This window comes from Bradyrhizobium oropedii (genome assembly GCF_020889685.1).
Lineage (GTDB): Bacteria > Pseudomonadota > Alphaproteobacteria > Rhizobiales > Xanthobacteraceae > Bradyrhizobium > Bradyrhizobium oropedii.
In genome coordinates this window covers 1-23877 of record NZ_JACMYO010000006.1, presented here as the reverse complement: position 1 = coordinate 23877, position 23877 = coordinate 1, and the positions used below count along the sequence as shown (strand labels likewise).

Here is a 23877-nt window from a genome sequence, read left to right as displayed (position 1 = left end):
CCCGCTCCAGAATGACTACGAACGGCGACGAAATCGTGAGGAGAGCCAACTATGACAACCAATCGCCCTGTTAATGAGGCCGAAAGTAAAGATCGATTCTTCAAAGAGTTGGCGGAACTCTCCGAACGCATGGTCGCCGCGCACGGGAAGGACTTTTCGATGGGGGCCTTGGTGTTGGCCGCAAGATTTATCGCCGAGAACAAGCCGTTTGAGCGAAGCGCGGTGACACAGTAGGAGCGTTGCTGCACGTCAGGTTGGATTTGCGAAACGAATTTGCGGGGAATGGTATGTTGAAAAGACTTCTTCGGAACGACGAGCTTCTTCACAAGGCCGAATGGCTTGAGACGCCTTCTCTTTATTCGGGCATCGGATTGTGGGACGCGATCCTTCACGAAGGAGATGCGATGCATCCCAAGGCACGCTGGACTTGGTCGAGTGAATTCCGCCGATTGTGTGGGTATAAGAACGAGATCGAATTCCCCAACGTCGTGCAATCCTGGTCGGAGCGCCTTCATCCGGACGACGCGCCGGCGACGTTCGCCGCGTTCGGTTCGACATGCCAGACGGGCGTCGGTTATGACGTGAAGTATCGCCTAAAAGTCAAAGACGGAAGCTATCGCTGGTTTCGAGCGACAGGTGGCGTCGTGCTCGACGAGAAAGGAAAACCGCGGCGTGCCTGCGGATCGTTGGTGGATATTCACGAATTGATGACGGCAGAAGAGGAGAAAAGAGCTCTAATCAACAAACTGGCCAACGAGTTTGAGAGCGCTATCGGCAAGATCGTCGAGACGGTTTCTTCAGCCTCGACCGAGCTCGAGGACTCGGCGAACAAGCTAAGCAGCACCGCAGAACGATCACAAGAGCTAACGACGACTGTCGCTACCGCCTCCGAGGCGGCTTCTACGAACGTACAATCCGTCGCGTCGGCGACCGAGCAACTTTCCTCATCCGTGAGGGAAATCAGCCGACAGGTGCAGGAAGCCGCGCGCATTGCCAACGAGGCGGTGAATCAAGCGCGAAAGACCAACGAACGCGTCAGTGAGCTCTCCAAAGCGGCTGCACGCATCGGAGACGTCGTCGACCTCATCAATTCAATCGCGGGACAGACAAACTTGCTGGCCTTGAACGCCACCATCGAGGCGGCTCGAGCGGGCGAAGCCGGCCGTGGCTTCGCGGTCGTGGCTTCAGAAGTGAAGGCCCTGGCAGAGCAGACGGCGAAAGCTACTGGAGAAATTAGTCAGCAGATCGGCGGGATCCAGGCCGCGACACAGGAATCGGTCAGCGCAATTGGCGAGATCAGCGGCACGATCGAGAAGCTATCGGAGATTTCGTCAACCATCTCCGCGGCTGTAGAAGAGCAGGGTGCTGCGACGCAGGAGATCTCCCGCAACGTTCAGCAGGCTGCAAGCGGTACACAACAGGTGTCCACGAACATTATGGACGTGCGGCGCGAGGCCACCGAAACTGGTGCGGCTTCTTCGCAGGTTTTGACCTCGGCACGGTCGCTGTCGAGCGAGAGTGGTCGGCTGAAAGACGAAGTGAGCCGATTTCTCAACACGGTACGGGTTTCATGACTAAAACGTGAAATTTGAAAGTTTGTGCCGAGACCGCCTCCCGGCCCGGCCCGGCGCGTTGGCGGCGTCTTTCGGACCACGATCACAAGCCTCTGAAAATTTTCGAGTAGATGTCGTGTGCACCCCCGTCATTCTTAGGGCCGATCGCTTTCGTCTTGCAGATCGATGGTGGAATGCATGGCACAATCGGTCTCTATGACTTCCGCCGCCCCTGGTCGTGGGTCCGAACTTGCGGCCAAACCACGTCTGTTTACGGGCCTTCGTCGGCAAAGCAGGTATTTGCGAGCGGCACCATGAAGAGTTGCATAAAAAAACTGCTCGTTGCCAACCCCTCGGAAATCGCCATCCGCGTCTTCCGAGCTGCGACCGAACTTGGAATCCAGACGGTCGCGCTCTATGCCGAACAGGACTGAGCCAATAGCGCGATTTTGTTGGCGAGGTGCGGCAGTCACGACGACTTGCGCGTCGACATGTTCGATCATCTCACGCGGTTCCAAAATCCTGTCCGCCAGCGCTCTACCTTCAACTATCTCGGCCGGAAAGCGCGTTCAAAGGTCGTCGTGGAGCCCCTGAATGGGGTAGAGCGCGTATTCCACCGATTGCAATTCGCAGGCAAGGGCCTACCCTGACGCGCAGATTGTTATGAAGTCGACAGCGCCCGCGGCGCTGTGGCGTCCTGGCGCAATCGTTTCGGCGCGGCTCCAAACCAACGCTGGCAGGCGCGCGTCAGAACCGACTGATCGGCGAATCCAAGCAAGTGCGCGATATGGATCAGGCTGAGACCAGGCTGGACCAGCAACTGGCGAGCCCAGGTCTTTCTCGCGGCGTCCCGCAGTTCCTCAAAAACCGCGCCCTCGGCGCGTAGCCGGCGCTGCAACGTTCTCGGGTGCTGCCCCATAGCGCTCGCGACGGTTCCCAGATCGGCCATTCCCGCACGCACGAGACTGCGCAATACGTTGCTCGCCTGATCCGAGACGGACTGCTCGCGCGGAAGCGACGATCCGACCAGAAACCGCTCGACGAACTGCTGCAAGAGCTGGTTGCGGCTCGGTATCGGACGGCGCCACGCCAACGGATCAACGGAGATGCCGTCGAAGGCTGCATTGAAGCGCGGCGTTTGCCCCAGATGGCGCCGATACTGCGTATCGGCGCCCACAGGCGCATGACGAAAATGGATGGCGGCGGGGCGCAGCGTGCCGTCGGACAGCATGCCGACTATGCGGCAGAGATAGGCGACGCAGATTTCCGTGACCTGTGGCAGGCTCGGCAGCGCCGTCAGGCGCTGAAACACTTCAACGCATTCTAGTCCCTCGCCGGAATCCATGAAGTTCCGATAGCCTAGCGCCGGATTGTGGAAATAAACGTGCTTGGCGCCCAGCAGCACACCTTCGCGCACGCTAGACGCGGACTGTATGACCAGCGCGAGCAGACCCAGGGAATTCACATCCTGCATGGCGCAAAGGAGCAGGCCGAAATCCCGCACTTGCAGCAGGCGGGCCGCCTCCTCGACCGCCAGGGCCACATTGCGATAAGGTATGTAGCGCTCGGGATCGTCCAGATCCTCGATATCCAATGCGCAAGAACGCAAGATGGTCGCCGCGTCTCCCCCGAGATCGCGAACGAGCGTCTCGAAGCCGGACAGCGCCGCGGCGCGCACGATGTTGAGGTGATTTGAATCGCGCGGCATCCGAATCCTGTTGCCTGTCGTCCAAGATCGAAATCTTGTCGCGTAAAAACAAAAACCGCAATCGGTTTGAGCCTAACATTCTCCAACGCGTGGTCCCTTGACCCCAACGCGACAGGAGAAAAAATTCACATGGAAACGCACCAGAAGGCCAATGCGTCATCTGACGTAAAGCATCTCGACTATCTCATCATCGGCGCTGGCATTTCCGGCATCGGCGCCGCCTACCACCTGCGCAAGCGCTTTCCCGAGAGCAGCTTTGCCGTGCTCGAAGCGATGGATGGCCACGGCGGAACCTGGTGGACCCATCGCTATCCCGGCGCCCGCTCGGACAGCGATCTTTATACCTACGGCTACAGCTTCAAGCCCTGGCGCGGCCGTTCCATCGCCACAGCGGACGAGATCCGCGCATACCTCGAAGAGGTGATCGAGGAAAACGGCCTGACGCCGCACCTGCACTACGGGCACAAGGTTACGTCGGCGAGCTGGTCGTCGCAAGACCGGCGCTGGACGCTGAAAGTCCTCCGCACAGACACGGGAGAGACGCTGACGTTCACGACGGGCTTCCTCTGGATGTGCTCGGGCTATTACGACCACGCCAAGGGCCATACGCCAGAATGGCCGGGGATGCAGGACTTCAAGGGCCGGATCGTGCACCCGCAGCACTGGCCGCAGGATCTGGACTGCGCCGGCAAGCGCGTTGTCATCGTCGGCTCGGGCGCCACCGCGGCCACGCTGATTCCCGCCCTTGCCGACTCTGTCGCGCATGTGACCATGCTTCAGCGCACGCCCACCTTCTTCTCGGCCGATCCCTGGGCCCATCCGCTGGAGGCTCCGCTGCGCGCGCTGGACCTGCCCGAGGAGTGGACACACGAAATCATGCGGCGCGCGCAAATCGCGAAAATGGGCGAGATCGTGCGCATGTCGTTCGAGCAGCCGGAAGGCCTGCGCGCCTTCCTCATGGAGCAGGCCCGAGCCCACCTGCCCGAAGGCTTCGACGTGAACAAGCACTTCAACCCGAGCTACCGCCCCTGGCAGCAGCGCATTGCCGTCATTCCCGATGGGGACCTGTTCGGCGCCATCCGCAGCGGCAAGGCGTCGGTGGTCACTGACACCATCGAGCGTTTCGACGCCACAGGCATCCAGCTCACCAGTGGCGAGCGCCTCGACGCCGACATCATCGTCACCGCCACCGGCTTCAACATGAAGTTCTTCGGCGGCGTCCCCTTCAGCGTGGATGGCGAAGCGGTGGATTTCACCCAGCGCGTCACCTACCGCGGCGTCATGATTCAAGGCGTCCCCAACATGGCCTACACCCTGGGCTACTTCCGCTGGAGTTGGACGCTGCGCGCGGACTTGGTCAGTGACTTGGTGTGCCGCCTCATTGAGCACATGCGGCAGGAGGGCCGCTCGGTGGTAGAGCCCACGCTTTCCGCCGCGGACGTCGACATGCCGCGCCTGCCCTGGATGAGCTCGGAGAACTTCAACGCCGGCTATGTGATGCGAGCGCAGCACCATCTGTTCCGGCAAGGCGACCGTCACCCCTGGAAGCATCATATGGAATACGCGGAAGAACTCTCGATCCTGCCTGCCTTGCAGCCCAACGACGAAGCGCTCGCCTACCGCTGAGACCAATTTCCGGCACAACCAATTCAAGGAAACAACGATCATGCCCCTCGATCCCCACCTCGACGGCGTCCTGCAAATGATGGCCGGCTCGGGCGCCAAGCCCATCCAAGAAGGCTCGCCCGCCGAAGGCCGCGATGGCTACCTGGCGTTGACATTCGGCTCTCGTACACCCGAGCAGGTCGTGCCGGTTGCCAGCGTGCAGGACACCACCGTCGACGGCGCCGCCGGCCCGCTCAAGGCGCGCGCGTACCGTCCCGAAGGCGACGGCCCCTTCCCAACCGTGGCGTTCTTCCACGGCGGCGGCTATGTCATCGGTGACCTAGATACGCACGACAACATGTGCCGCGACATCTGCCGCGGCGCCCGCGCCGTGGTGGTGGCGGTGGACTACCGCCTCGCGCCCGAACACCCCTTCCCCGCCGGCATTGATGACGCCGTGGCTGCCGCCAAGTGGGTCGTGGCCCATGCGCCCGAACTTGGCGGCGACGGCGCCGTCGCCGTGGCCGGTGACAGCGCGGGCGGCAACTTTGCCGCCGTGGTAGCGCAACGATTTCGTGATGCGGGCATCCCGCTCGCTGCGCAATTTCTCATTTATCCGGCGGTCGACCACGTAGCCGCCGTCTATCCAAGCATCGAGCAGAACGCCAAGGGCTACTTCCTCGAAATGGACACCATGGCCTGGTTCTACAATCACTATGCCGGCGGCTTCAGCGACACCATGGACCCGCGCCTGGCGCCGCTGCAGGCCAGGAGCCTCGCAAACCTGCCGCCGGCCGTGGTGGTGACGGCCGAGTTCGATCCGCTGCGCGACCAAGGGGCCGCTTACGCCGAGGCGCTGCGCGCCGCAGGCGGCAAGGCCGAGCACATTCCAGGGCCGGGCATGATCCACGGCTATTTCGACATGGGCCGCTGGTCGCCTGCCGCGCAGGCTATCATCGAGCACAGCACTTCTCGCTTCGGTGAAGTGCTGCGGGGCGACTAGCGCTACTTCGGCAGGCCAGGGCCTGTTGACGTTCGCCTTAAGGCGAGACGCGTTGCGGCAAGGCCGATCGTGGCGGAAAGGCTCGGATCGGTCTTGTCGCATCTGGCGGCGATGCGACGGAGGAAGAGCTGGGTCGATTGGAGTGGCGACTGGATAGGCGGGGAGCGTGCCGGCAGCTTTGTTGTTCAGCGTGGATCGGCGGAGCTGGCATCATTCTGCGGAACATTGATGAGCCGGTAGATGTAATGCTGAAACGTATAGAGATCGACTTTCCTGATCTCGGCTGCGGCGACAGAATCGCGGCGGCGTAGCGCTCTCACAAACTCATCTTGAATACGGATCGTAAAGATGACGAACTCAGGATCCCTGTTGCCCTCGTGATCGTCGCGTGAGAGAGCGGCGGCATAGTAAGGCGCGGTGCGCGTGCGCAGGTTGATGATCTGTTCGGCGATCGTGCTCGAGCCAGATTTCAGCGCCAGCATGCGCGCGACGTTCTGAATCTCTCCAACCCTGTTCGCAGTGGCCGTCTCAAGGGTATAGACGCGGCGAGTGGCGCGGATCGCTTCTTCAAGTTCATCGATGTCCACATCCGACATCAACGAGGCGCAGCGGCGGGCGGCCTCGGCTTCCAGAAGATTCCTCATCGAGAAAAGTTCGTCCATCATCAGCCGGTCAATTCCCGGTATCTGCACGCTGTAATTTGGACGCAGGATGAGCACGCGCTCCACGGTCAGCTTGCTGATCGCGTCACGGACAGGTTGCACGCTCGTGCCGAGTTCGGCCGCGAGTGCGCGCAGCGTCAGGCGTGTGCCGGGGAGCCACTCTCCACGAAATATCCGGTCCCGGATCGTCAAATAGACCTGAATGCTCAGGGTCTCCGCCGGCACCCCGGCTAGCGATGCCGTGTCTTTCGGACTGTCGATCAGATTCATCGAAGACCTCCCTGTGCGGAGCTTTACGTCGCTCTAGCTACTCTTACAAAGCGTCACTTTGTGATCACATAATATCCTTCATACATCGCATTTTCGGGCTGGACACGAAATATCTGGCGATGCTCTCCGGCGGGGAGCGCGCTTGCATGCCAATTTGCCGAAAAATGAACCAAAATCGCTTGATCCTCCTGATATTTTCACTTGCAGCGCGGATATTTATGTGATCACATTGATTTTATGAGCTCCCGCACGACGCTCTCGAAGCGGGGCCAGGGCGCGGTTTCAACGCCAGCCGAAAGGCCCAGAGACGAACCGCGCCTCCGAATTACGCGATTAGACGCATCGAGACTGGGGAGGAATGGCATGCCTGAGGTGACCATCCGCGAATTCCGTCGTGCTGTGCCGTCAGATGCCGCCATTTCGGCACGAGACATTGGCCAGACAGATAACCGCACGACGATCCGACTTTCGCGCGCGATCCGGTTTTCCTGCGACCGATGACCACTTCGGATACGCACGCGGCTCAACCCATAGCGTCCTGACCTAAACCTTCCTCGACCTTCGAGCGTGTGCCCAAGGGGCACGCTCGCACATTCCGCAAGATTCCAGTCCTTCTTTGGAGAGTTCAGGCGATGGCCTATACAATTTCAGTCGACACGGGCGGCACATTCACGGATGTCATCGTGGCCGATACCCGTGGCCTGATGACGATCGGCAAGGCCTTGACCACGCGCGATCGCATCTTCCTCGGCATGCGCGAGGCGATCGAGGCTGCGGCGGATCAACTCGAGATTTCGTTTTTCGAACTTCTCGGTCAAACCACTCTTCTGATCTACGGAACGACGCGAGCTACCAACGCCATCGTGACGAAGACCGTTGCGAAAACGGCGTTCGTCACGACCAAGGGATTCGCCGACACTCTCCTGTTCAAGGAGGGCGGCAAGTTCAATCCCCATGACTTCACCCAGGATTACCCCGATCCCTACATCGCCAAGCGCCACACCTTCGAGATCGAGGAGCGGATGAACTCGGAGGGTCAAGTCTCTGTGCCATTCAATACGGCCCAGGCCCGACACATCGCCGAAAGCATCCGCGATCAAGGCTTCGAGGCGGTGGCCATCAGTTTCCTCTGGTCTATTGCCAATTCGGACCACGAACTGCGGTTCGCCAGGATTCTCGACGAGGTCGCGCCCAACGTCCCCTACACGCTTTCGCACCAGCTCATTCCGATCGTCCGCGAATATCGCCGCGCTTCGGCGACGGCCATCGACGCTTCGCTAAAGCCGCTGATGCAGCGGCATCTCGAAGGGCTACAGCATGACCTGCGGGAAGCCGGCTTCAACGGCGAACTTCTAGTCAGCACGGCGGCCGGCGGATGCAGCAATGTCGAAGCCCTGATCGATAAGCCGATCTACACGGTCGGTTCGGGACCGGCGATGGCCCCGATCGCGGGCCTCACGTTCTCCGCGCTGGAGAGCCTCGGCAATGACGTCATCGTTTGCGACACCGGTGGTACGACCTTCGACGTCGGGCTGGTTCGCGACGGCAATCTTACATATACGCGCGACACTTGGCTTGGACCGCAATATACGGGCGACCTGCTGGGTATCTCCGCCGTGGACATGAGGTCGATCGGCGCCGGCGGCGGCTCGATCGCGTGGATTGACGAAGGCGGCTTGATGCGTGTCGGCCCCCAATCGGCCGGCGCTGAACCCGGTCCTGCCTGCTACGGACGTGGCGGTACGTTGCCGACCGTCTCGGACGCCGCGGTGGTGCTCGGCTATTTTGATCCCGACTACTTTCTCGGCGGCCGCATGACTCTTGATGCCGGCGCGGCGCGTCGCGCGATCGAAACCGTATCCTCCCGACTCGGGAGCACCGTGGAAGAGACGGCCTATCGCATCATCCATCTGGCCGGCGAATTCATGATGCGCGCGATCGGTGACATCACGATCAACGAAGGCGTGAACCCGCGCGAAAGTACCATCGTTGCCGGCGGCGGCGCGGCGGGTCTCAACATCATGCTGATCGCCAAGGAGTTGGGGTGCGAAAGCGTCGTGCTGCCGAAAGTTGCCTCGGTGCTATCGGCCTCGGGGATGCAGTTCGCCAACATCGTCGCTGAGGAGACGGCGAGCGTCGTGTCGCTGACCAATCGTTTCGATAAGGACAAAGTGAATGCCACGCTGGCCGAACTGAAAGATCGGCTCGAGGCTTTCCGGCGCGCGCTCGGCGAACGTGGCAAAGACTACCGGATTGATTATTACGCGGAGGCACGCTACCTCGGTCAGGTGTGGGAGCTGGATACGCCGCTGGCATCGGGTTCATTCGCCGGGCAGGGCGATATCGACGCGCTCGTCAACGCCTTTCATGAAGTCCATGAGCGCGTGTTCGCCGTTCGCGACGAAGGAAGTCCTGTCGAGATCGTGAACTGGAAAGCGCGGCTGACGGCCAAGATCGCATCCCGAGAAGCGCCGAATGTCGCGCGCATGGCGAAGACCGACGCCAGTCCTTCCGCGATACGCCAGTGCTTCTTCGGCACCGCCACGCCTGTCAGCACCAGTATCTACAAGCCGGATGATCTGGGTCTCGGCGCCGTCATCAAGGGACCGGCTATCGTCGAGGAGCCAACGACGACGCTTGTCGTCTATCCCGGCATGACGGCGACGATCAGCTCCGCCGGAAACTACCTTCTCAGCCTGGCATAGGATCAGAGCAATGACCGTGACCACAGCCAACAGCGAGTTCGATCCCTATCTCACGGCGATCATCGCGAATCGCATCGACGGCATCGTGCGCGAGATGACCAACACCCTTCTGCGCGCGGCGCGATCCGCAGTCATCAATTCTGCACGCGACTTCAGTTGCGCGATCTGCACGGCCGACAATCAGCTCCTCGCCAGCGCCGAAGGCCTGCCGATCCATATCTTCGGATCGCACATGCTGACCGCTGCGATGACGGACCGTCATGCCGGCGATCTCCGCGAAGGCGATTGCTACCTGCACAACGATCCCTATTCCGGCAACTCGCACGCTGCAGATCATGCATTTCTCGTCCCCGTGTTTATCGATGGCGAGCACCTGTTCACCACGGTCGCCAAGGCCCATCAAGCGGACATCGGCAACAGCCTCCCGACGACCTACATGGCTCAGGCGCGCGACCAATATGAAGAAGGCGCCCTCATCTTCCCGGCGGTCCGTATCCAGCGCGACTACAAGATGAATGAAGACGTCGTCGCGATGTGTCGTTCACGTATCCGCGTGCCCAACCAATGGTACGGCGATTTCCTCGCCGGCATCGGCTCCGCCCGCATCGCGGAACGGCGCCTCAAGGAGCTGTGCAGCAAATACGGCAAGGAAACGATCAGGACCTTCATCACCAACTGGATGGATTATTCCGAGCAGCGCATGATCCAGGCGATCAAGAAGCTGCCGAAAGCGAGCGTCGTGCGCAGCGGCGCGCACGATCCCCTCGCGGGACTGCTGCCCGACGGCGTGCCGCTCAACGTCAAGCTCAGCATCGATCCGGATAACTCGATCATCGAACTCGACCTGCGAGACAATGTCGACAACGTGCCCTGCGGCTTCAATGAAAGCGAGGCCTGCGTCACGGCGGCGGTGTTCTCGGGCGTGTTCAACTCGATCGATCCCACCGTGCCGCGCAATGCGGGTTCGTTCCGGCGCCTGGGCCTGCATCTCCGCGACGGCTCCGTTGCGGGCCGTCCTGCGTTCCCGCACTCCTGTTCGCTGGCCACCACGAATGTCGCCGACCGGCTGATCAACATCACCCAGTCTGCGTTCGCGACGATCGGCGACAACTTCGGGCTCGCGGAAGGCGGCATCGGAATGGGCGCCGGCACCGGCGTCATCTCCGGCAAGGACCACCGGCTGGGCAACGAACCCTACGTCAATCAGCTGATCGTCGCAGCGGCCGGCGGCCCCGGCAGCCCAACGGCAGACGGCTGGCCGAACTACGCCTTGCCTGTTGTGGCCGGCCTCATGTATCGCGACTCCGTTGAGGTCGACGAACTCAAGCATCCGCTGGAATTCCAATACATCCGTATCCTCCCCGGCTCCGCCGGCGCGGGCAAGTATCGTGGCTCCTTCGCGGTCGAAGTCTCTTATGGTCCCAAGGGGCAGCCGATGGACGCCCTCTGGCCATGTGACGGAACGCATTATCCGCCTAAGGGTGTCCGCGGCGGCGAGGACGGCATCAAGGCGCAGCACTGGAAGATAAGCGCAAACGGAGAGGAAGAGGAGCTTCCGAACGTCGTCATCACGGTTCTCAAGAAGGGCGAGCGGGTTCGCGGCAACACCACCAGCGGCGGCGGCTATGGCAATCCACTCGAGCGCGACCCGCGCCGCGTCCTTAAGGATGTGCTCGACGGCTTCGAAACGATCGAGCGGGCGCGGGATGTCTATGGCGTCGCGTTCATCGGTTCGGTCACCACGAACGATCTCACCGTCGATATCGGAGCAACCGAAAAGCTGCGCGCGCGTGCAGCCGCCTGAACCAGCAGCCTTGAGGTTGGAATAGCGACATGACTCATTGGCCGGATCCGACCAGCAGGTCGAAGCAACTCTATGACCGCGGACTGAAAGTACTGCCCGGCGGCATCACCCGAACGATGCCGTGGCAGGATCCGTTTCCGGTCTACGCGGCGCGCGGCGAAGGCGCCTATGTGATCGACGTCGACGGGACTCGCCGCCTCGACCTTCTCAATAACTTCGCTTCGCTCGCGCATGGCCATGCGCATCCCGCCGTGGTCGAGGCGGTGCGCAGGCAGGTCGGCAATGGGACGGCCTTCACACTGCCGACGGAGCAGGAAGTCGCGCTCGCCGAGACGATCTGCGCCCGCGCCGAAAGCTTCGAGCAGATTCGCTTCTGTAACTCCGGTTCGGAAGCGGTGATGAGCGCGATCAAGGCCGCCCGCGCACTGACCGGACGTCCCAAGATCGTCAAGGCCGAAGGCGTCTACCACGGCTCCTACGACTATGCCGAAGTCAGCCTCGATTCCAATCCGTCCAACTGGGGCAACGATCCGAACTCAATCGGCTATTCGAAGGGCGTGCCGAAAGGCGTGACTGACGACGTCGTCGTCGTGCCGTTCAACAATGTCGAGGCCGCTGAACGCATCATTCGCGCGAACGCGTCACAAGTCGCTGCGGTGTTGATGGATCCGGCTCCCAGCTATCTCGGCTTCCTTCCGATGTCGAAGGACTACATCGCCATGATCGAGTGCGTGACGCGCGAAATCGGCGCGGTCTTCATCCTCGACGAGGTCATCACCTTCAGGGCTCACAGTGGCGGCGCACAAACGCTGTTCGGCATCAATCCCGATATGACGACACTCGCCAAGATCATCGGCGGCGGATTCCCCGTCGGTGCCGTGGTCGGCCGGCGCGAATTAATGAAGGTTTACGATCACCGTGCCGGTAAGCCCGCCTTGCCATGGAGCGGCACATTCACGGCCAACCCCGTGACGATGACCGCCGGGAAAGTCACGCTCGATCTGCTCGACGATTCCGCTACCGATCGGATGAACCGCATGAACGTGCGGATCATCAACGAACTCAATGTCGCGTTCAAACAATCCGGTTTTCCGGGTCAGGTTACTGGTTTCGCATCGATGTTCATGATCTTCGGGCACACTCGGCCGGTTATCGACTATCGTTCAGCCTATGCCACGACCGAGGAAGCAAACCGCATCAAAGCCCTTCAAAGGGCGCTTACCGACGAAGGATTTCATCTCGCCAGCACGGGAAAGGGAATTCTTTCGACGCCGATGACCGACGCCGATATCGATCATTTCATCGCCGCGGTCAGCGGAATCACGAAAGGCGGGCTTCGGACGTGACCGGCGCAGTTGCGTTGATGGAGTCGGTCTCGCTCTCTTCTCACGCTAAGGAACCTTTCGATGCATGCAAACTCGGCCGGCGCCCGTGACATCGCCCACGTCCTCCACGGATATGTCAACCTGAAGACGCAGTTGGAGCGACCTCCGACGGTAATGGTTGGCGGCAAGGGCATCTACGTCATGGACGAGAACGGCACCCCGTATATGGAAGGTGCCGCGGGCATGTGGTGCACCGCGTTCGGCTTCGGGGAGCAGGCGCTCATCGAGGCCGCCACCGAACAGTTGCGCAAGCTGCCCTATTACCACACGGTCGCATACAAGTCGGTCAATCCGGCCATCGATCTCGCGGAGCGGCTTGCCGCGCTGGCACCGATCGAGAATGCGCATGTCTACTTCGCGCTGTCCGGCTCGGAGGCAAACGACTTCCTTGTGAAGTTCATCCGCTTCTACAACAACGCCAAGGGCCGGCCGCAAAAAAAGAAGATCATCTCCCGCATCAACGGCTACCACGGCGCTACCGTCATGGCGACGAGCCTCACCGGTCTTCCGATCAATCACAGGAATTTCGATCTCCCGCTGCCGGGCGTGATCCACGTCTCCGATCCGCACTACTTTCGCAACAGCCTGAATGGCGAGAGCCGCGATGAGTTTGCCGCGCGTCTGGTGCGGGAACTCGAAGATACGATCCTTCGCGAAGGTCCCGACACGGTCGCGGCCTTTATCGCGGAACCGATCACTGGCGGCGGCGGCGTGAGCATTCCGCCTCTGTCCTATTATGCGGGAGTTCGCGAAGTCCTCAGCAAGTACGACATCTTCTTTCTCGACGACGAGGTCATCAACGGCTTCTACCGCACCGGCAAGCTCTGGGGCTGCCAGACAATGAACTTCAAGCCGGATACGATGACTCTGGCCAAGGGGTTGACGTCGGCCTATCAGCCCCTGGCCGCCATTGTCGTATCCGATGAAATATTTCAGGGCCTCGTCGAGGGGAGCGCATCCACCGGCTACTTCGGACACGGCTCCACCTACTCCGGACATCCGGTGGGCTGCGCGGTGGCGCTCAAGGTCCTCGACCTGTTGGAAGAGCGCGACATCGGTGCGCATGTCGAGCGTGTATCGAAGCGGTTTCTCGCGCGCCTGAGCCGCCTCGCCGATCATCCTTACGTCGGAGACGTGCGCGGCTCCGGATTGATCGGGGCCATCGAATTTGTTGCGGACAAGAAGACAAAGGCGCCGTTGATGCCGGTCGGCACTTTCGGCGGCAAGGTCAGGGATCGGGCCGAGGAATTTTGTAAGCTGATCGTTCGCGCACTGCCCGGCTGCGACGGCTGCGCCTTCTCTCCGCCGCTGATCATTACGGAGGAAGAAGTCGACGAAATGTTCGATCGCTTCACCAAGGCGCTGGAAGACGTGAGCGCGGCCTACGAACGTGAAACAAAGTAGCGTTGTGACGCTGCCGCTGATGCGATCGCGTCAACGTTGTCAAAAAGCGGGAGCAAAGCCGCATTCGAAACGATTCTGACCAGCCGAAACGGACCTGAACCAGCTTCACTGATGAGTATTTCCATGGCAACCATACGGGCCACGCTGCGCCTTTTTTCGCTGCTGCTGCTCACGCGGTGCTTACGCGAAGAATTTTCCGGAGCGGGCGCCGAGAGGTTCTCAACCTACTGATATTCGTTGCCCTTTTTCGACTTCCTTCCAAACCATACCCCTTGACATCAGCCTTCGGAGGGCAACGCTAACCGTTCAAGCTACCGCCTGAAACAGCAATTTGAGATAGTTGCAGGTCCCTGATTTGAACCTACTCGCCGACTATTTGGCGACAAGGGATCGCGCACGAACGGCGGTTTTGGCTGACTGTCGAGCTCCGACGTTCCGAGTTTAGGCTGCTCTCCGGAAAGAAAACAGGACTCCCGAAATAGTGGGTATCGCGATGTAGCGTTCCCGTGACTCGAACCCCCGACCAGAGGGTCGACACGAAGGAATCGATCCATCTTGCGCGATGGTGCGTTCGACCACGATACGAGCGTGACCTTCTTCGGAAGGCAGCGGTCAGGAGCGCAGACGATCTCTTGGTCACGGCGTATGTACGCGCGGCGGTTTATCTCAGGCGGCCAAGCGCAACGCGTTGCAAAAGCGCTGCGAAATCGATCCGCTTTTGCGGCACGTCATGCACAAGCGTTCGACGATTATCACATGAGTTTGTCGCGGGTTGAATTGGACAACCTCAACCAGCCTGATGACTAGGAGACTCAAGCCTGCGCGCCTCCCTTGTCGGCATCGACTTCTTGGGATCGAAACAGTTCCGATCAGCCCAATGCTGCAGCAGCTTTGTGTGCGAGTCGAAAAGCGTCGGCGGTCCGTCGCTCATGTCGAATTTCGGTCACGCGGCGGCAGTCGAGATTAGTCAGATCTGCTTTGGGTTGGCACCCGCGCCATCATTCTTGCGGGCCATCTGCTCGATTCCGTCGTTCGGAATAGCGAAATTCGCCGCGGCGCGTTTGGCTTGGCGATACCAGCAAAAATACCAGCAAAGTGGACCGCTGCAGTGGGCTTATGCTTGGATTTTCAATCCATCCCGACGGTTTTCCCGGGGAATCCGGAATCGAACTAGCATCTTAAGTTGTTGTTATTGTTAATATTTTTTCCGTGGTGCCCCTGGCCGACAATCGTCTAGAGCCATAACAATTTGAATTTGAAGGAACTTTTGTCGTCGATTGCTGCCAATACCAGCACAAATACCAGCAGGATGCGGACGGCATTAGCTCGCAAAAAGCCGCAAGCGATCTGCGCCGGCACGGTCCGTGCTCAACAATCGCCCGACTGGAATCGAACCGGGCTCAAACTCGAAACCTTTGCAGGAGGCAGGCGAGCGTTTACTCAGCGGCTTTCAGTCTTTCGAAGTGGAGTAATCGAAATCGGGAGTTTGACTCCCACTCTCTCCGCCATCATTTTCCGACAGCGCAGAAGTTATTTGAGCGCGCAGCCACGTGCCGCGATCAGAGACAATCCTCGATCCGGATCGGCAGCTTGCGAATGCGCTTGCCGATGGCGTCGTAGACGGCGTTGGCGATCGCGGCCTGGATGCCGGCGGTGCCGAGCATGCCGATGCCCTTGACGCCGCCGGGGAGATGCGGGTCGTCCTCGTCGATCATGGCGATGTCGAATGCGGGCATGTCGGCATGAACCGGAATGAGATAGTCGGTGAACGACTTGCCGAGGATGCTGCCGGTCGCAGCATCGGTCGCGGTCTGCTCATGCAACGCCATGCCGATGCCGCCGATGAGGCCGCCGATATACTGGCTCTTCGCCAGCAGCGGATTGAGGATGTGCCCGGCCGCGAAGGCGCCACAGACGCGGCGGACGCGGATCTCGCCGAGTTCGGGGTCGACACCGATCTCCACAAAGATCGCGCCATAGCCCATGCCGGTCGCGGCAAGCTTCTGATGATCGGTCGCCGGGCTCTCGCCCTCCGCCTCGAGGCCATCGGCGGCCGCACGCGCGAGCACGTCGGTGAGCCTTTCGCCGGCGTTGCCGGAGCGGCTGCGGATCATCCCGTCGGCGAATTCGAGATCCTCCGGCGGCTTGCCGCCGAGCGGCGAGGTGGCGTCTGTGGTTGCGATGCTCGCCAGCGCCGCGCGCAGTTTCGCCGTCGCCGCTTCCACGGCGGGAAAGATGCTCGCCGTGACCTGCGAGCCGCCGGAGAAGGGGCCGTCCGGCAACTCGGTGTCGCCGAGTTCGACGGTGATCTTGTCCATGGGGACTCCGAGCGCATCGGCTGCGATCTGGCCGAGCGCGGTGTAGGTGCCCGAGCCCATGTCCTGGGTGCCGCACTGGACCAGCAGCGAGCCGTCGGCGCGCAGCGCGACGCGCGCTCGGCAGGCCTGGCGTATCGCAGGATAGAGCGTGGTCGCCATGCCGAAGCCGATTTTCCAGCGGCCGACTTTGGTGGCCGATCGCGCACGGCGCTCGGCCCAGCCGAAACGCTCGGCGCCGACGCGATAGCATTCGCGAAGGCTGTTGCTGCTCCAGGGCCGGCCGTTCTCCTGGTCGCGATCGGCAAAATTGTCGAGGCGCAATTCGAGCGGATCGACCCCGAGCAATTCTGCCGCCTCGTCCATCGCCGACTCCAGTGCAAAGGTGCCGGGAGCCGTTCCCGGCGCACGCATCGGAACCGGCTGCGGCTCGTTGGTGCGCACGAGGCTGTGACGCGTGGTGACGTTGGGGCAGGCGTAGAGGAAGCGCGTGTAGACCGCGGTCGAGTCGGAAAATTCCGCATGTGTCGAGGTTTGGGCTACGACATCATGCTCGATCGCCGTCAGCCGCCCATCGACGAAGCCGAGCGCGATGTCTTGCGCCGTCTCCTGCCGCCGCCCGACCAGGATGAACATCTGTGCGCGGGTCAGTTCGAGCCGCACCGGACGGTTCGTCTTTCGCGATGCCAGCATCGCCCAGAACATCCACGGCCACCACAGCTGTCCCTTGCAGCCGAAGCCGCCGCCGAGATAGCGCGACAGCACGCGGATGTCGACGGGCGGCATCTCGAACGCATGCGCGATGATCGCCCGCGTGGCGAAAATCGCCTGCGTGCAGGTGTGAACGACGACCTTGTTGCCTTCCCACCAGCAAACGACCGCATGGGGCTCCATCGGATGATGATTGTTGACGGCGGTTGTGTAGCGGCGCCGCACCACGAGCCCGGCCTCGCTCAACGCCTTCGCAGAATCGCCGCGGCGGGTCGAGGCCGGGAAACGCCCGACCATCGCCGGCTCATAGGCCTGGTCCAGCGCCTGGCCCATTTGCGTCAACGCGGTGCGCGCTGCGATCGAGGCTTGTGTCGCCTTCGCCGCTTCGCGGGCCTCCGACAGCGTAGTGGCGGCGACGAGCGCGACGGGCTGGCCGTGGAAATGAATCGCCTTCTCCCGGATCAGGGCGGTTGCTGCCGACGGCTTCAGCGATGCGGCATCTTCATGCGTGACGAGGGTGGCAAATCCCGACAGCGTGGCAGCGCGCGATGTGTCGAGTGACTGCAATTCGCCGCAGGCGATGGGCGACTCCACGAGGGCCGCGTGCAGCAGGCCCTCGGGCATCATCTCGCCTTCATAGCGGGCCTGGCCGGTGACCTTGAGGGTGCCTTCATAGCGCGCGATGGTTCGGTTCTTCACGACTGGCCTCCGGCCGTTTGCAGGGCGCGAATGACGGCGTTGCGCAGCAAGGGGATCTTGAATGCGTTGCCTTCGAGCGGGCGCGCGCCTTCGATTGCGAGCGCGCCGGCCTCGGCGAAGGCGTGCTCCGTCGGTGCGCGACCGATCAGCGCCGCCTCGCTTTTCTCAAGTCGCCAGGGCAGTGGTGCAACACCGCCAGCCGCGAGCCGCGCCTCGGCGATGGCGCCATCCGCGATGCGCAACGCCGCCGCGACGGAGACGACGGCAAATTCGAACGAGGCGCGATCGCGGATCTTCAGATAGGTCGCGTGGTTTGCGAAACGCGCCGCATTGAGCATGCGGATCACCGTGATCATCTCCCCGGGGCGCAGAGATGAATCGGGTGCGGTGGTCTCGCCCGGCAGCGGGTAAAGCTCGGACAGTGCGAGTTCGCGTTCGCCGCTAGCACTGCTCACCACGATCCTGGCGTCAAGCGCGGCCAGCGCCACCGCGAGGTCGGACGGATGCGTGGCGACGCAGCCGGGCGAGCCACCGAACAGCACGGCATGGCGGTTCTCGCCATGTCGGGTGCCGCATCCGGACCCGGGATCGCGCTTGTTGCAGGCCAGTCCCGCGTCGCGAAAATAGGGACAACGTGTCCGCTGCAGCAGATTGCCCCCCATGGTTGCGACATTGCGCACCTGTCCGCTCGCGCTCGCAAGGATGCCATCGCATACAAGAGGATAGTGCGCTTTCACCTCCGGATGGGCGGCGATGTCGCTCAGCCGGGCCGTCGCGCCGATGGTGAGCGCGTCGCCGGAGCGGGTGATGGTCGCAAGCGGCAGGTGCGAGATGTCGATCACCTCCTGTGGCGCGGTCAGCGAAGCCTTCCAGAGCGGCAGCAGATCGGTGCCGCCGGCGAGATAGGCGGCACCTGCCCTCTCGCCGCGCGCGAGCGCATCGGTGAGTTCGGCCGCGCGAATATAGTTGAAGGAAGCGCTGCTCATAGCCCGCCGACCTCCGCGATCGCAGCGACGATGTTGGCATGGGCGCCGCAGCGGCAGAGATTGCCGCTCATGCCTTCGCGGATGTCGTCGATCGAGAGAGGGCCCTCCGCCAGCAAGGCGATCGCGGACAGAATCTGGCCCGGCGTGCAGTAGCCGCACTGCAGCGCATCGTGCCGGATGAACGCATCCTGCAGCGGATGCAGGCGATCGGCCGTGCCGATCCCCTCTATCGTCGTCACGTCGGCCCCTCCAAAGGATGCTGCCAGCGCCAGGCAGGATGCGATCCGACGGCCCGTGACCAGCACCGTGCAGGCGCCGCAGCCGCCCATGTCACAGCCCTTCTTGGTGCCGGTGAGCCCGAGCTCGTCGCGAATCACGTCCAGCAGGGTCGCGGTCGGCGCGATCTCGCGCTCGTATCGCGTGCCGTTGATCTTTATGGACAGCGCGATGCTCTGTTTCGGAATGTTGGCGTTCAGTGATTGCGTCATGTGGTGTACATCGCCGTGGCACTGGAATGTTCGGCCGCGATTATGGCAGGCTAGGGCGAAGCTGGAAGGCATGGTATTATCCTAGGATTGGCAGTCCCCCTTTGGGCGTTGTTCGAAAGATGCTGCAATGTCGGTGATCGAGAAGAGCCGCAGTGAGCTCGGGGATTTCCTGCGGTCGCGCCGTGAGAAATTGCGGCCGCGGGATGTCGGGCTTGCCGATGGACGGCGGCGGCGAACCGCCGGTCTGCGGCGCGAGGAAGTAGCCGAACTCGCCGGCATCGGCGTCGACTGGTATGTGCGCCTCGAGCAGGGCCGCTCGGTCAATCCGTCGATCACGACCATCAATGCGCTGGCCCGGGCGCTCAAGCTCAACAAGGTCGAGCACCTTCATCTCAAGGCCCTCACCCGTTCCGGCGAGCGGCGGAGTTTCCAGCAGGAGACCGTGCCGGCATCATTGCAGCGGATGATCGACGCGATGAAGCACCCGGCCTATGTGACCGGTCGCTGATGGGACCTGCTCGGCTGGAACAAGGCGGCGAACGACATTTTCGCGTTCGATCATCTCGCGAGCGAAGACCGCAACGTGCTCGTCTCCATGTTGACGCGGCCCTCGGCGCGGAAGCTGTTCGGGGCGGCCTGGGCCGATGAAGCCAAGCGCGTCGTCGCGCAGTTCCGGGCGGTGCACGATCTATGGGCCGACGATCCCGCGTTTCATGAGCTGTTGCTCAAGCTCAGGAAAGGCTGCCCGGAATTTTCGGTCTGGTGGAAAACCCACGACATCCGCGGCACGGCCGCCGGCATCAAGCGGCTGCATCATCCGAAAAAGGGCGTCGTGTCCTTCGAACATGCGAGCTTCCAGGTCAATGACGACCCGTCATTGCGGGTCGTGATCTACACGCCGGTGAAGTAGGGGGGCGGGGTTCTACTGACAGTCGCTAAATTGCGGCCCCGACCACGAGGGCCTATTAGCTGTCGATCCTGAGCTCCCACACATCACGCGGGAGCCTTTCTGCAGGCGGCCGGCTTTTGACCGTCGCGTTCCGCGCGCACACGGTCGAACACGGAACGGCACTCGATCTTTGTGCGTTGGAGCAAAAAGCACGTACAACGAGCGCAAGCTCGAGACAGTGCTCCTGCCGTTGTCTACGGGAGGCTTGAGGGGTACTGCCCGTCACCCCGCAAAATCCGCGAAGTCTCGAGATTCATGCCACCATCGATCCGCGCCTGGGGCGAGGCGTCGTATTGCTGTTTGGCGGGCCTGTCGAGGCGCCTGGAAGAGCTGCACGGCTTGACCTGAACTGGTCGGTTCGTGTCGATAGGGAGCACCGTCTTGTGAGATATCCGCTTCAGGGCCAGGTTTGAGCGGATGCTCGAAACCCCGGTTATGCGGGAGAGCTTGTTTACGATGAGATCCTCAAGAGCCTCGATATCAGACACCATAACGCGGAGAAGATAATCGTTGTCCCCGGTCATCAGGTAGCATTCCATCACCTCGCCAAGGCGATCGATTGAACGCGTAAAGCTCTCGAGTGATGGCTGGGCCTGCCTTTCAAGCTTTACTTGTATGAATGCCGTAACGCCGATGCCGAGAACTGCGGGATCCAGCACCGCAATTCGCCGGTCAATGACCCCGAGTTTTTCGAGCGTTCGAACTCGAGCGAGACACGGAGACGGTGAGAGATTGACGCGGGAAGCGAGTTCAACGTTGGTCAAACTTGCGTTCTGCTGCAGTTCATTCAAGATCTTTATGTCGATCCTGTCCAAAGCCGTCGTCGTCATTTCATTCTCCCATGGGCAAGCATTCGTCGTCCCATCGAGGCCCGGCCCCTCGCGTTATTCCGCGTGGTGACATCTCGATGAAACAAATGCTATCTCTCGCCGGGGCATGTAGAATTTCGATAAAATGACGACTTGTATCGAAAAACGGTCAATCTGATCTTGCCGCTCGAACATGTGGCCTGCGCGCCGTCGACTGCTGCCGTCGTGATGAGCAACGCGATTGCAATCTGTGCACTGATGGTCGCGGGAACTGAACCAGGTCCAGCCCAAGCCCGCGATTTTTGGAGGTCCCAGCTTTGTCATCGACTGGCCTAGCCGGGTAATTGGTAGGGCAGTATGTCCCTGCGATCGCGGTCTATTCTCAATCTGCTCTTGAGCGGCGGGATCGCGCGTTGAGAACAGTTGGTCCGCTCGCAGATTCGACAAGAAATTCCGATCGGATCGAAAGTGCCCTTGCTTGTGAGGTCGAGCCCGTCTGCATATACGAAATCTTTTGCATAGGAGACTTCGCATCCCAGAGCGATGGCATAGCGCGGACGAGGAGAGCCGAAGCCGCCCCGGCCTTTCGAAAGTTCAGTTGCGATGCAAAGAAATCGGATGCCGTCCGGTGTCTCGGCGAGTTGCCGAATGATTTGGCTTGGGGCCTCGAATGCCTGGTGCGCATTCCAGAGCGGGCAGGCGGCTCCGTATCGTGCAAATTGCAGTTTTGCCGCGCTGTGGCGTTTGGTGATGTTTCCGGCGCGGTCCAATCGGGCGAAGAAGACGGGCACACCCTTCGAGCCTTGCCGTTGAAGCGTAGACAAGCGATGAGCAACCTGCTCCAGGCTTGCGCCGAACCTCGTCGCGAGCAATTCAAGATCGTGCCGCAGCTCTCGAGCGGATTGCAGGAATCGTTGGTACGGTAGAACGAGAGCGCCCGCAAAATAATTTCGCAATCCGGCCGCGCACACGTTTCGTGCATCGACTGATCGAAATGTCGCTTTATCTGTAATCTGACCAATCCGGTCTTCTTGTTCAAGAGTCGCGATTTGCAGAGCGATCTGGAAGGTTCGGGTTGGTGTAGGCAGATATTGGCTTAGGAACAGCGTGCGCGATGCGCGATCGAATTGCCGCAATGAAGTCTCGTTCGGACCGCTCTGGCGAATCTGCACGCCATGTTTCGATTCCAGGTAGCTGATCAACGCCGTCGTCGCGTTGCTGTCGGGAATATTCAGCCGGTCGGCAAGAGCCTCGGCCGCGGTATCCAACTCATGGACGTAATTGTCGACCAGGTGAAAGAAATCGCGAACTTCCTCATAAGCCGTCGGTTCTCCCGCCAGATTGGCGATCTGGCCATCCAGGCTGGCGAGTTGCTCGCTGTTGCGCCGATATGCCTGATGCGCGCTCAGGAGCGCTTGAGCAAAACCGGGAGCGTTCTGAACCACCAGTTTCAACTCTTGTATGCTGGGCGAATAGGAGGCGAAGATCGGATCAGCCAACGACTCGGCCAGCATCGAAATGATCTTGTCACTGTCGTTGAGCGACAAAGAGCTCAGGTCGACCTGAAATTTTTCGGCGAGCAGCACGAGCACGGAAGCCGAGACCGGCCGCTGATTGTTCTCGATCTGGTTCAGGTAACTGAGCGAGATTCCCAGCCGCTCCGCGAACGCCGCCTGGGTGAGCATTTTGCTCTCCCTTACCTCGCGGAACCTGCGACCGATATAAAGCTTTCCTGCCATTTGCAACTTCGCAATATGCTGTTTGCAATTCTGTAACATGTGCGAATGTGCGTCTTCAACCCTTCTCAGGTTTCGGATCGCTTGTATATGGCGCGTAAGACCTGCTCGCGGACCCACCGGGGGGTGTTGTGTGATCTCCACAATTGAAGCTCTTGAAGAACGTCGCGCCGGCGCAAGACGCGGCGGCGGCGAAAAGCGCATCGAGGCGCAGCACGCCCGCGGCAAGCTGACCGCCCGCGAGCGGATCGAGCTCCTGCTCGACAAGGGCTCGTTCGAGGAATTCGACATGTTCGTCGAGCACCGCTCGATCGAGTTCGGCATGGAGAAGAACAAGATCCCCGGCGACGGCGTCGTCACCGGCTGGGGCACGGTCAACGGCCGCAAGACCTTTGTGTTCGCCAAGGACTTCACCGTGTTCGGCGGCTCGCTGTCGGAAACCCATGCGCTGAAGATCACCAAGCTGCAAGACATGGCGATGAAGGCGAGGGCGCCGATCATCGGCCTCTATGACGCCGGCGGCGCGCGCATCCAGGAGGGCGTCGCGGCGCTCGCGGGCTATTCCTATGTGTTCCGCCGCAACGTGCAGGCCTCGGGCGTGATCCCGCAGATCTCGGTCATCATGGGCCCCTGCGCCGGCGGCGACGTCTATTCGCCTGCGATGACCGACTTCATCTTCATGGTGAAGAACACCAGCTACATGTTCGTCACCGGCCCCGACGTGGTGAAGACCGTCACCAACGAGGTGGTGACCGCCGAGGAGCTCGGCGGCGCCTCGGTGCACGCGACGCGCTCCTCGATCGCCGACGGCGCGTTCGAGAACGACGTCGACGCGCTGCTGCAGATGCGCCGGCTGATCGACTTCCTGCCGTCGAACAACACCGACGGCGTGCCGGAATGGCCGAGCTTCGACGATATCGGCCGGGTCGACATGTCGCTCGACACGCTGATCCCCGACAATCCGAACAAGCCCTACGACATGAAGGAGCTGATCCTGAAGGTCGTCGACGAGGGCGACTTCTTCGAGATCTCGGAGACCTTCGCCAAGAACATCGTCACCGGCTTCGGCCGCATCGCCGGCCGCA

The 23877-nt window shown here is 61.3% G+C and carries 17 protein-coding genes and 2 pseudogenes; 12 read left to right on the top strand and 7 right to left on the bottom strand.

Going from position 1 to position 23877, the window contains the following annotated elements; all coding sequences use genetic code 11:
• Positions 1-51 precede the first annotated feature (51 nt).
• The 3 genes and pseudogenes from H8A95_RS03275 to H8A95_RS44345 all read left to right on the top strand — a co-directional run.
• Positions 52-234, top strand: coding sequence for a hypothetical protein (locus H8A95_RS03275; protein ID WP_229181800.1), 183 nt, complete (start codon positions 52-54; stop codon positions 232-234).
• 53 nt (positions 235-287) lie between these two features.
• Positions 288-1574: a methyl-accepting chemotaxis protein gene (locus tag H8A95_RS03265; protein WP_420839323.1), complete on the top strand. Its 1287-nt coding sequence runs from the start codon at positions 288-290 to the stop codon at positions 1572-1574.
• A gap of 293 nt (positions 1575-1867) precedes the next feature.
• Positions 1868-1984: pseudogene (locus H8A95_RS44345) on the top strand (biotin carboxylase N-terminal domain-containing protein); the annotation flags it as partial.
• Positions 1985-2214: 230 nt separating this feature from the next.
• On the opposite strand, the gene H8A95_RS03255 reads toward H8A95_RS44345, so the two are convergent.
• The gene (locus H8A95_RS03255) at positions 2215-3261 is read right to left on the bottom strand and encodes an AraC family transcriptional regulator (protein ID WP_229181799.1); all 1047 of its coding nucleotides are present in this window, start codon (positions 3259-3261) and stop codon (positions 2215-2217) included.
• A gap of 129 nt (positions 3262-3390) precedes the next feature.
• Between H8A95_RS03255 and H8A95_RS03250 the strand changes: the two genes are divergently transcribed.
• Both H8A95_RS03250 and H8A95_RS03245 read left to right on the top strand, forming a co-directional pair.
• The gene (locus H8A95_RS03250; RefSeq protein ID WP_229181797.1) at positions 3391-4887 is read left to right on the top strand and encodes a flavin-containing monooxygenase; all 1497 of its coding nucleotides are present in this window, start codon (positions 3391-3393) and stop codon (positions 4885-4887) included.
• Between the two features lie 40 nt (positions 4888-4927).
• On the top strand, positions 4928-5869 hold the full coding sequence (locus H8A95_RS03245; RefSeq protein ID WP_229181795.1) for an alpha/beta hydrolase: 942 nt from the start codon (positions 4928-4930) through the stop codon (positions 5867-5869).
• A gap of 185 nt (positions 5870-6054) precedes the next feature.
• Here the strand turns inward: H8A95_RS03245 and H8A95_RS03240 are convergent, their stop codons facing one another.
• Positions 6055-6801, bottom strand: a complete 747-nt coding sequence (locus tag H8A95_RS03240; protein WP_229181794.1) for a GntR family transcriptional regulator — start codon at positions 6799-6801, stop codon at positions 6055-6057.
• 363 nt (positions 6802-7164) lie between these two features.
• Between H8A95_RS03240 and H8A95_RS03235 the strand changes: the two genes are divergently transcribed.
• The 5 genes from H8A95_RS03235 to H8A95_RS03215 all read left to right on the top strand — a co-directional run bounded on the left by H8A95_RS03235 (position 7165) and on the right by H8A95_RS03215 (position 14099).
• On the top strand, positions 7165-7302 hold the full coding sequence (locus tag H8A95_RS03235) for a hypothetical protein (protein ID WP_229181792.1): 138 nt from the start codon (positions 7165-7167) through the stop codon (positions 7300-7302).
• A gap of 131 nt (positions 7303-7433) precedes the next feature.
• Positions 7434-9506 (top strand): hydantoinase/oxoprolinase family protein, encoded by a 2073-nt coding sequence (locus tag H8A95_RS03230; protein WP_274617373.1) that lies wholly within the window; start codon positions 7434-7436, stop codon positions 9504-9506.
• A 10-nt stretch (positions 9507-9516) separates the two neighbouring features.
• Positions 9517-11310, top strand: a complete 1794-nt coding sequence (locus tag H8A95_RS03225; RefSeq protein WP_229181789.1) for a hydantoinase B/oxoprolinase family protein — start codon at positions 9517-9519, stop codon at positions 11308-11310.
• Positions 11311-11339: 29 nt separating this feature from the next.
• Positions 11340-12656, top strand: a complete 1317-nt coding sequence (locus tag H8A95_RS03220) for an aspartate aminotransferase family protein (protein ID WP_229181787.1) — start codon at positions 11340-11342, stop codon at positions 12654-12656.
• Between the two features lie 60 nt (positions 12657-12716).
• A complete protein-coding gene (locus H8A95_RS03215; protein WP_229181786.1) occupies positions 12717-14099 on the top strand; it encodes an aminotransferase in 1383 nt (460 codons plus the stop codon).
• Positions 14100-15658: 1559 nt separating this feature from the next.
• Here H8A95_RS03215 and H8A95_RS03210 read toward each other — a convergent pair.
• From H8A95_RS03210 to H8A95_RS03200, 3 genes are read right to left on the bottom strand one after another with little or no spacing between them, the layout of a single operon-like run.
• A complete protein-coding gene (locus H8A95_RS03210) occupies positions 15659-17824 on the bottom strand; it encodes a xanthine dehydrogenase family protein molybdopterin-binding subunit (RefSeq protein ID WP_229181785.1) in 2166 nt (721 codons plus the stop codon).
• A complete protein-coding gene (locus tag H8A95_RS03205; protein ID WP_229181784.1) occupies positions 17821-18810 on the bottom strand; it encodes an FAD binding domain-containing protein in 990 nt (329 codons plus the stop codon). Before H8A95_RS03205 ends, H8A95_RS03210 begins: the two co-directional genes overlap by 4 nt.
• On the bottom strand, positions 18807-19298 hold the full coding sequence (locus H8A95_RS03200; RefSeq protein ID WP_229181782.1) for a (2Fe-2S)-binding protein: 492 nt from the start codon (positions 19296-19298) through the stop codon (positions 18807-18809). Before H8A95_RS03200 ends, H8A95_RS03205 begins: the two co-directional genes overlap by 4 nt.
• A gap of 133 nt (positions 19299-19431) precedes the next feature.
• Here H8A95_RS03200 and H8A95_RS03195 point away from each other — a divergent pair.
• Positions 19432-20208, top strand: a pseudogene (locus H8A95_RS03195) (helix-turn-helix transcriptional regulator).
• Positions 20209-20441: 233 nt separating this feature from the next.
• Here H8A95_RS03195 and H8A95_RS03190 read toward each other — a convergent pair.
• Together H8A95_RS03190 and H8A95_RS03185 are read right to left on the bottom strand one after the other, a co-directional pair.
• Entirely contained in the window at positions 20442-21077 is a 636-nt protein-coding gene (locus tag H8A95_RS03190; RefSeq protein WP_057020979.1) for an Lrp/AsnC family transcriptional regulator, read from the bottom strand.
• Between the two features lie 311 nt (positions 21078-21388).
• Positions 21389-22795, bottom strand: a complete 1407-nt coding sequence (locus tag H8A95_RS03185; RefSeq protein WP_229181781.1) for a helix-turn-helix domain-containing protein — start codon at positions 22793-22795, stop codon at positions 21389-21391.
• Between the two features lie 133 nt (positions 22796-22928).
• Here H8A95_RS03185 and H8A95_RS03180 point away from each other — a divergent pair.
• Positions 22929-23877, top strand: a 949-nt coding sequence (locus H8A95_RS03180) for an acyl-CoA carboxylase subunit beta (RefSeq protein ID WP_420839321.1), incomplete at its 3' end; no start/stop codon positions are given.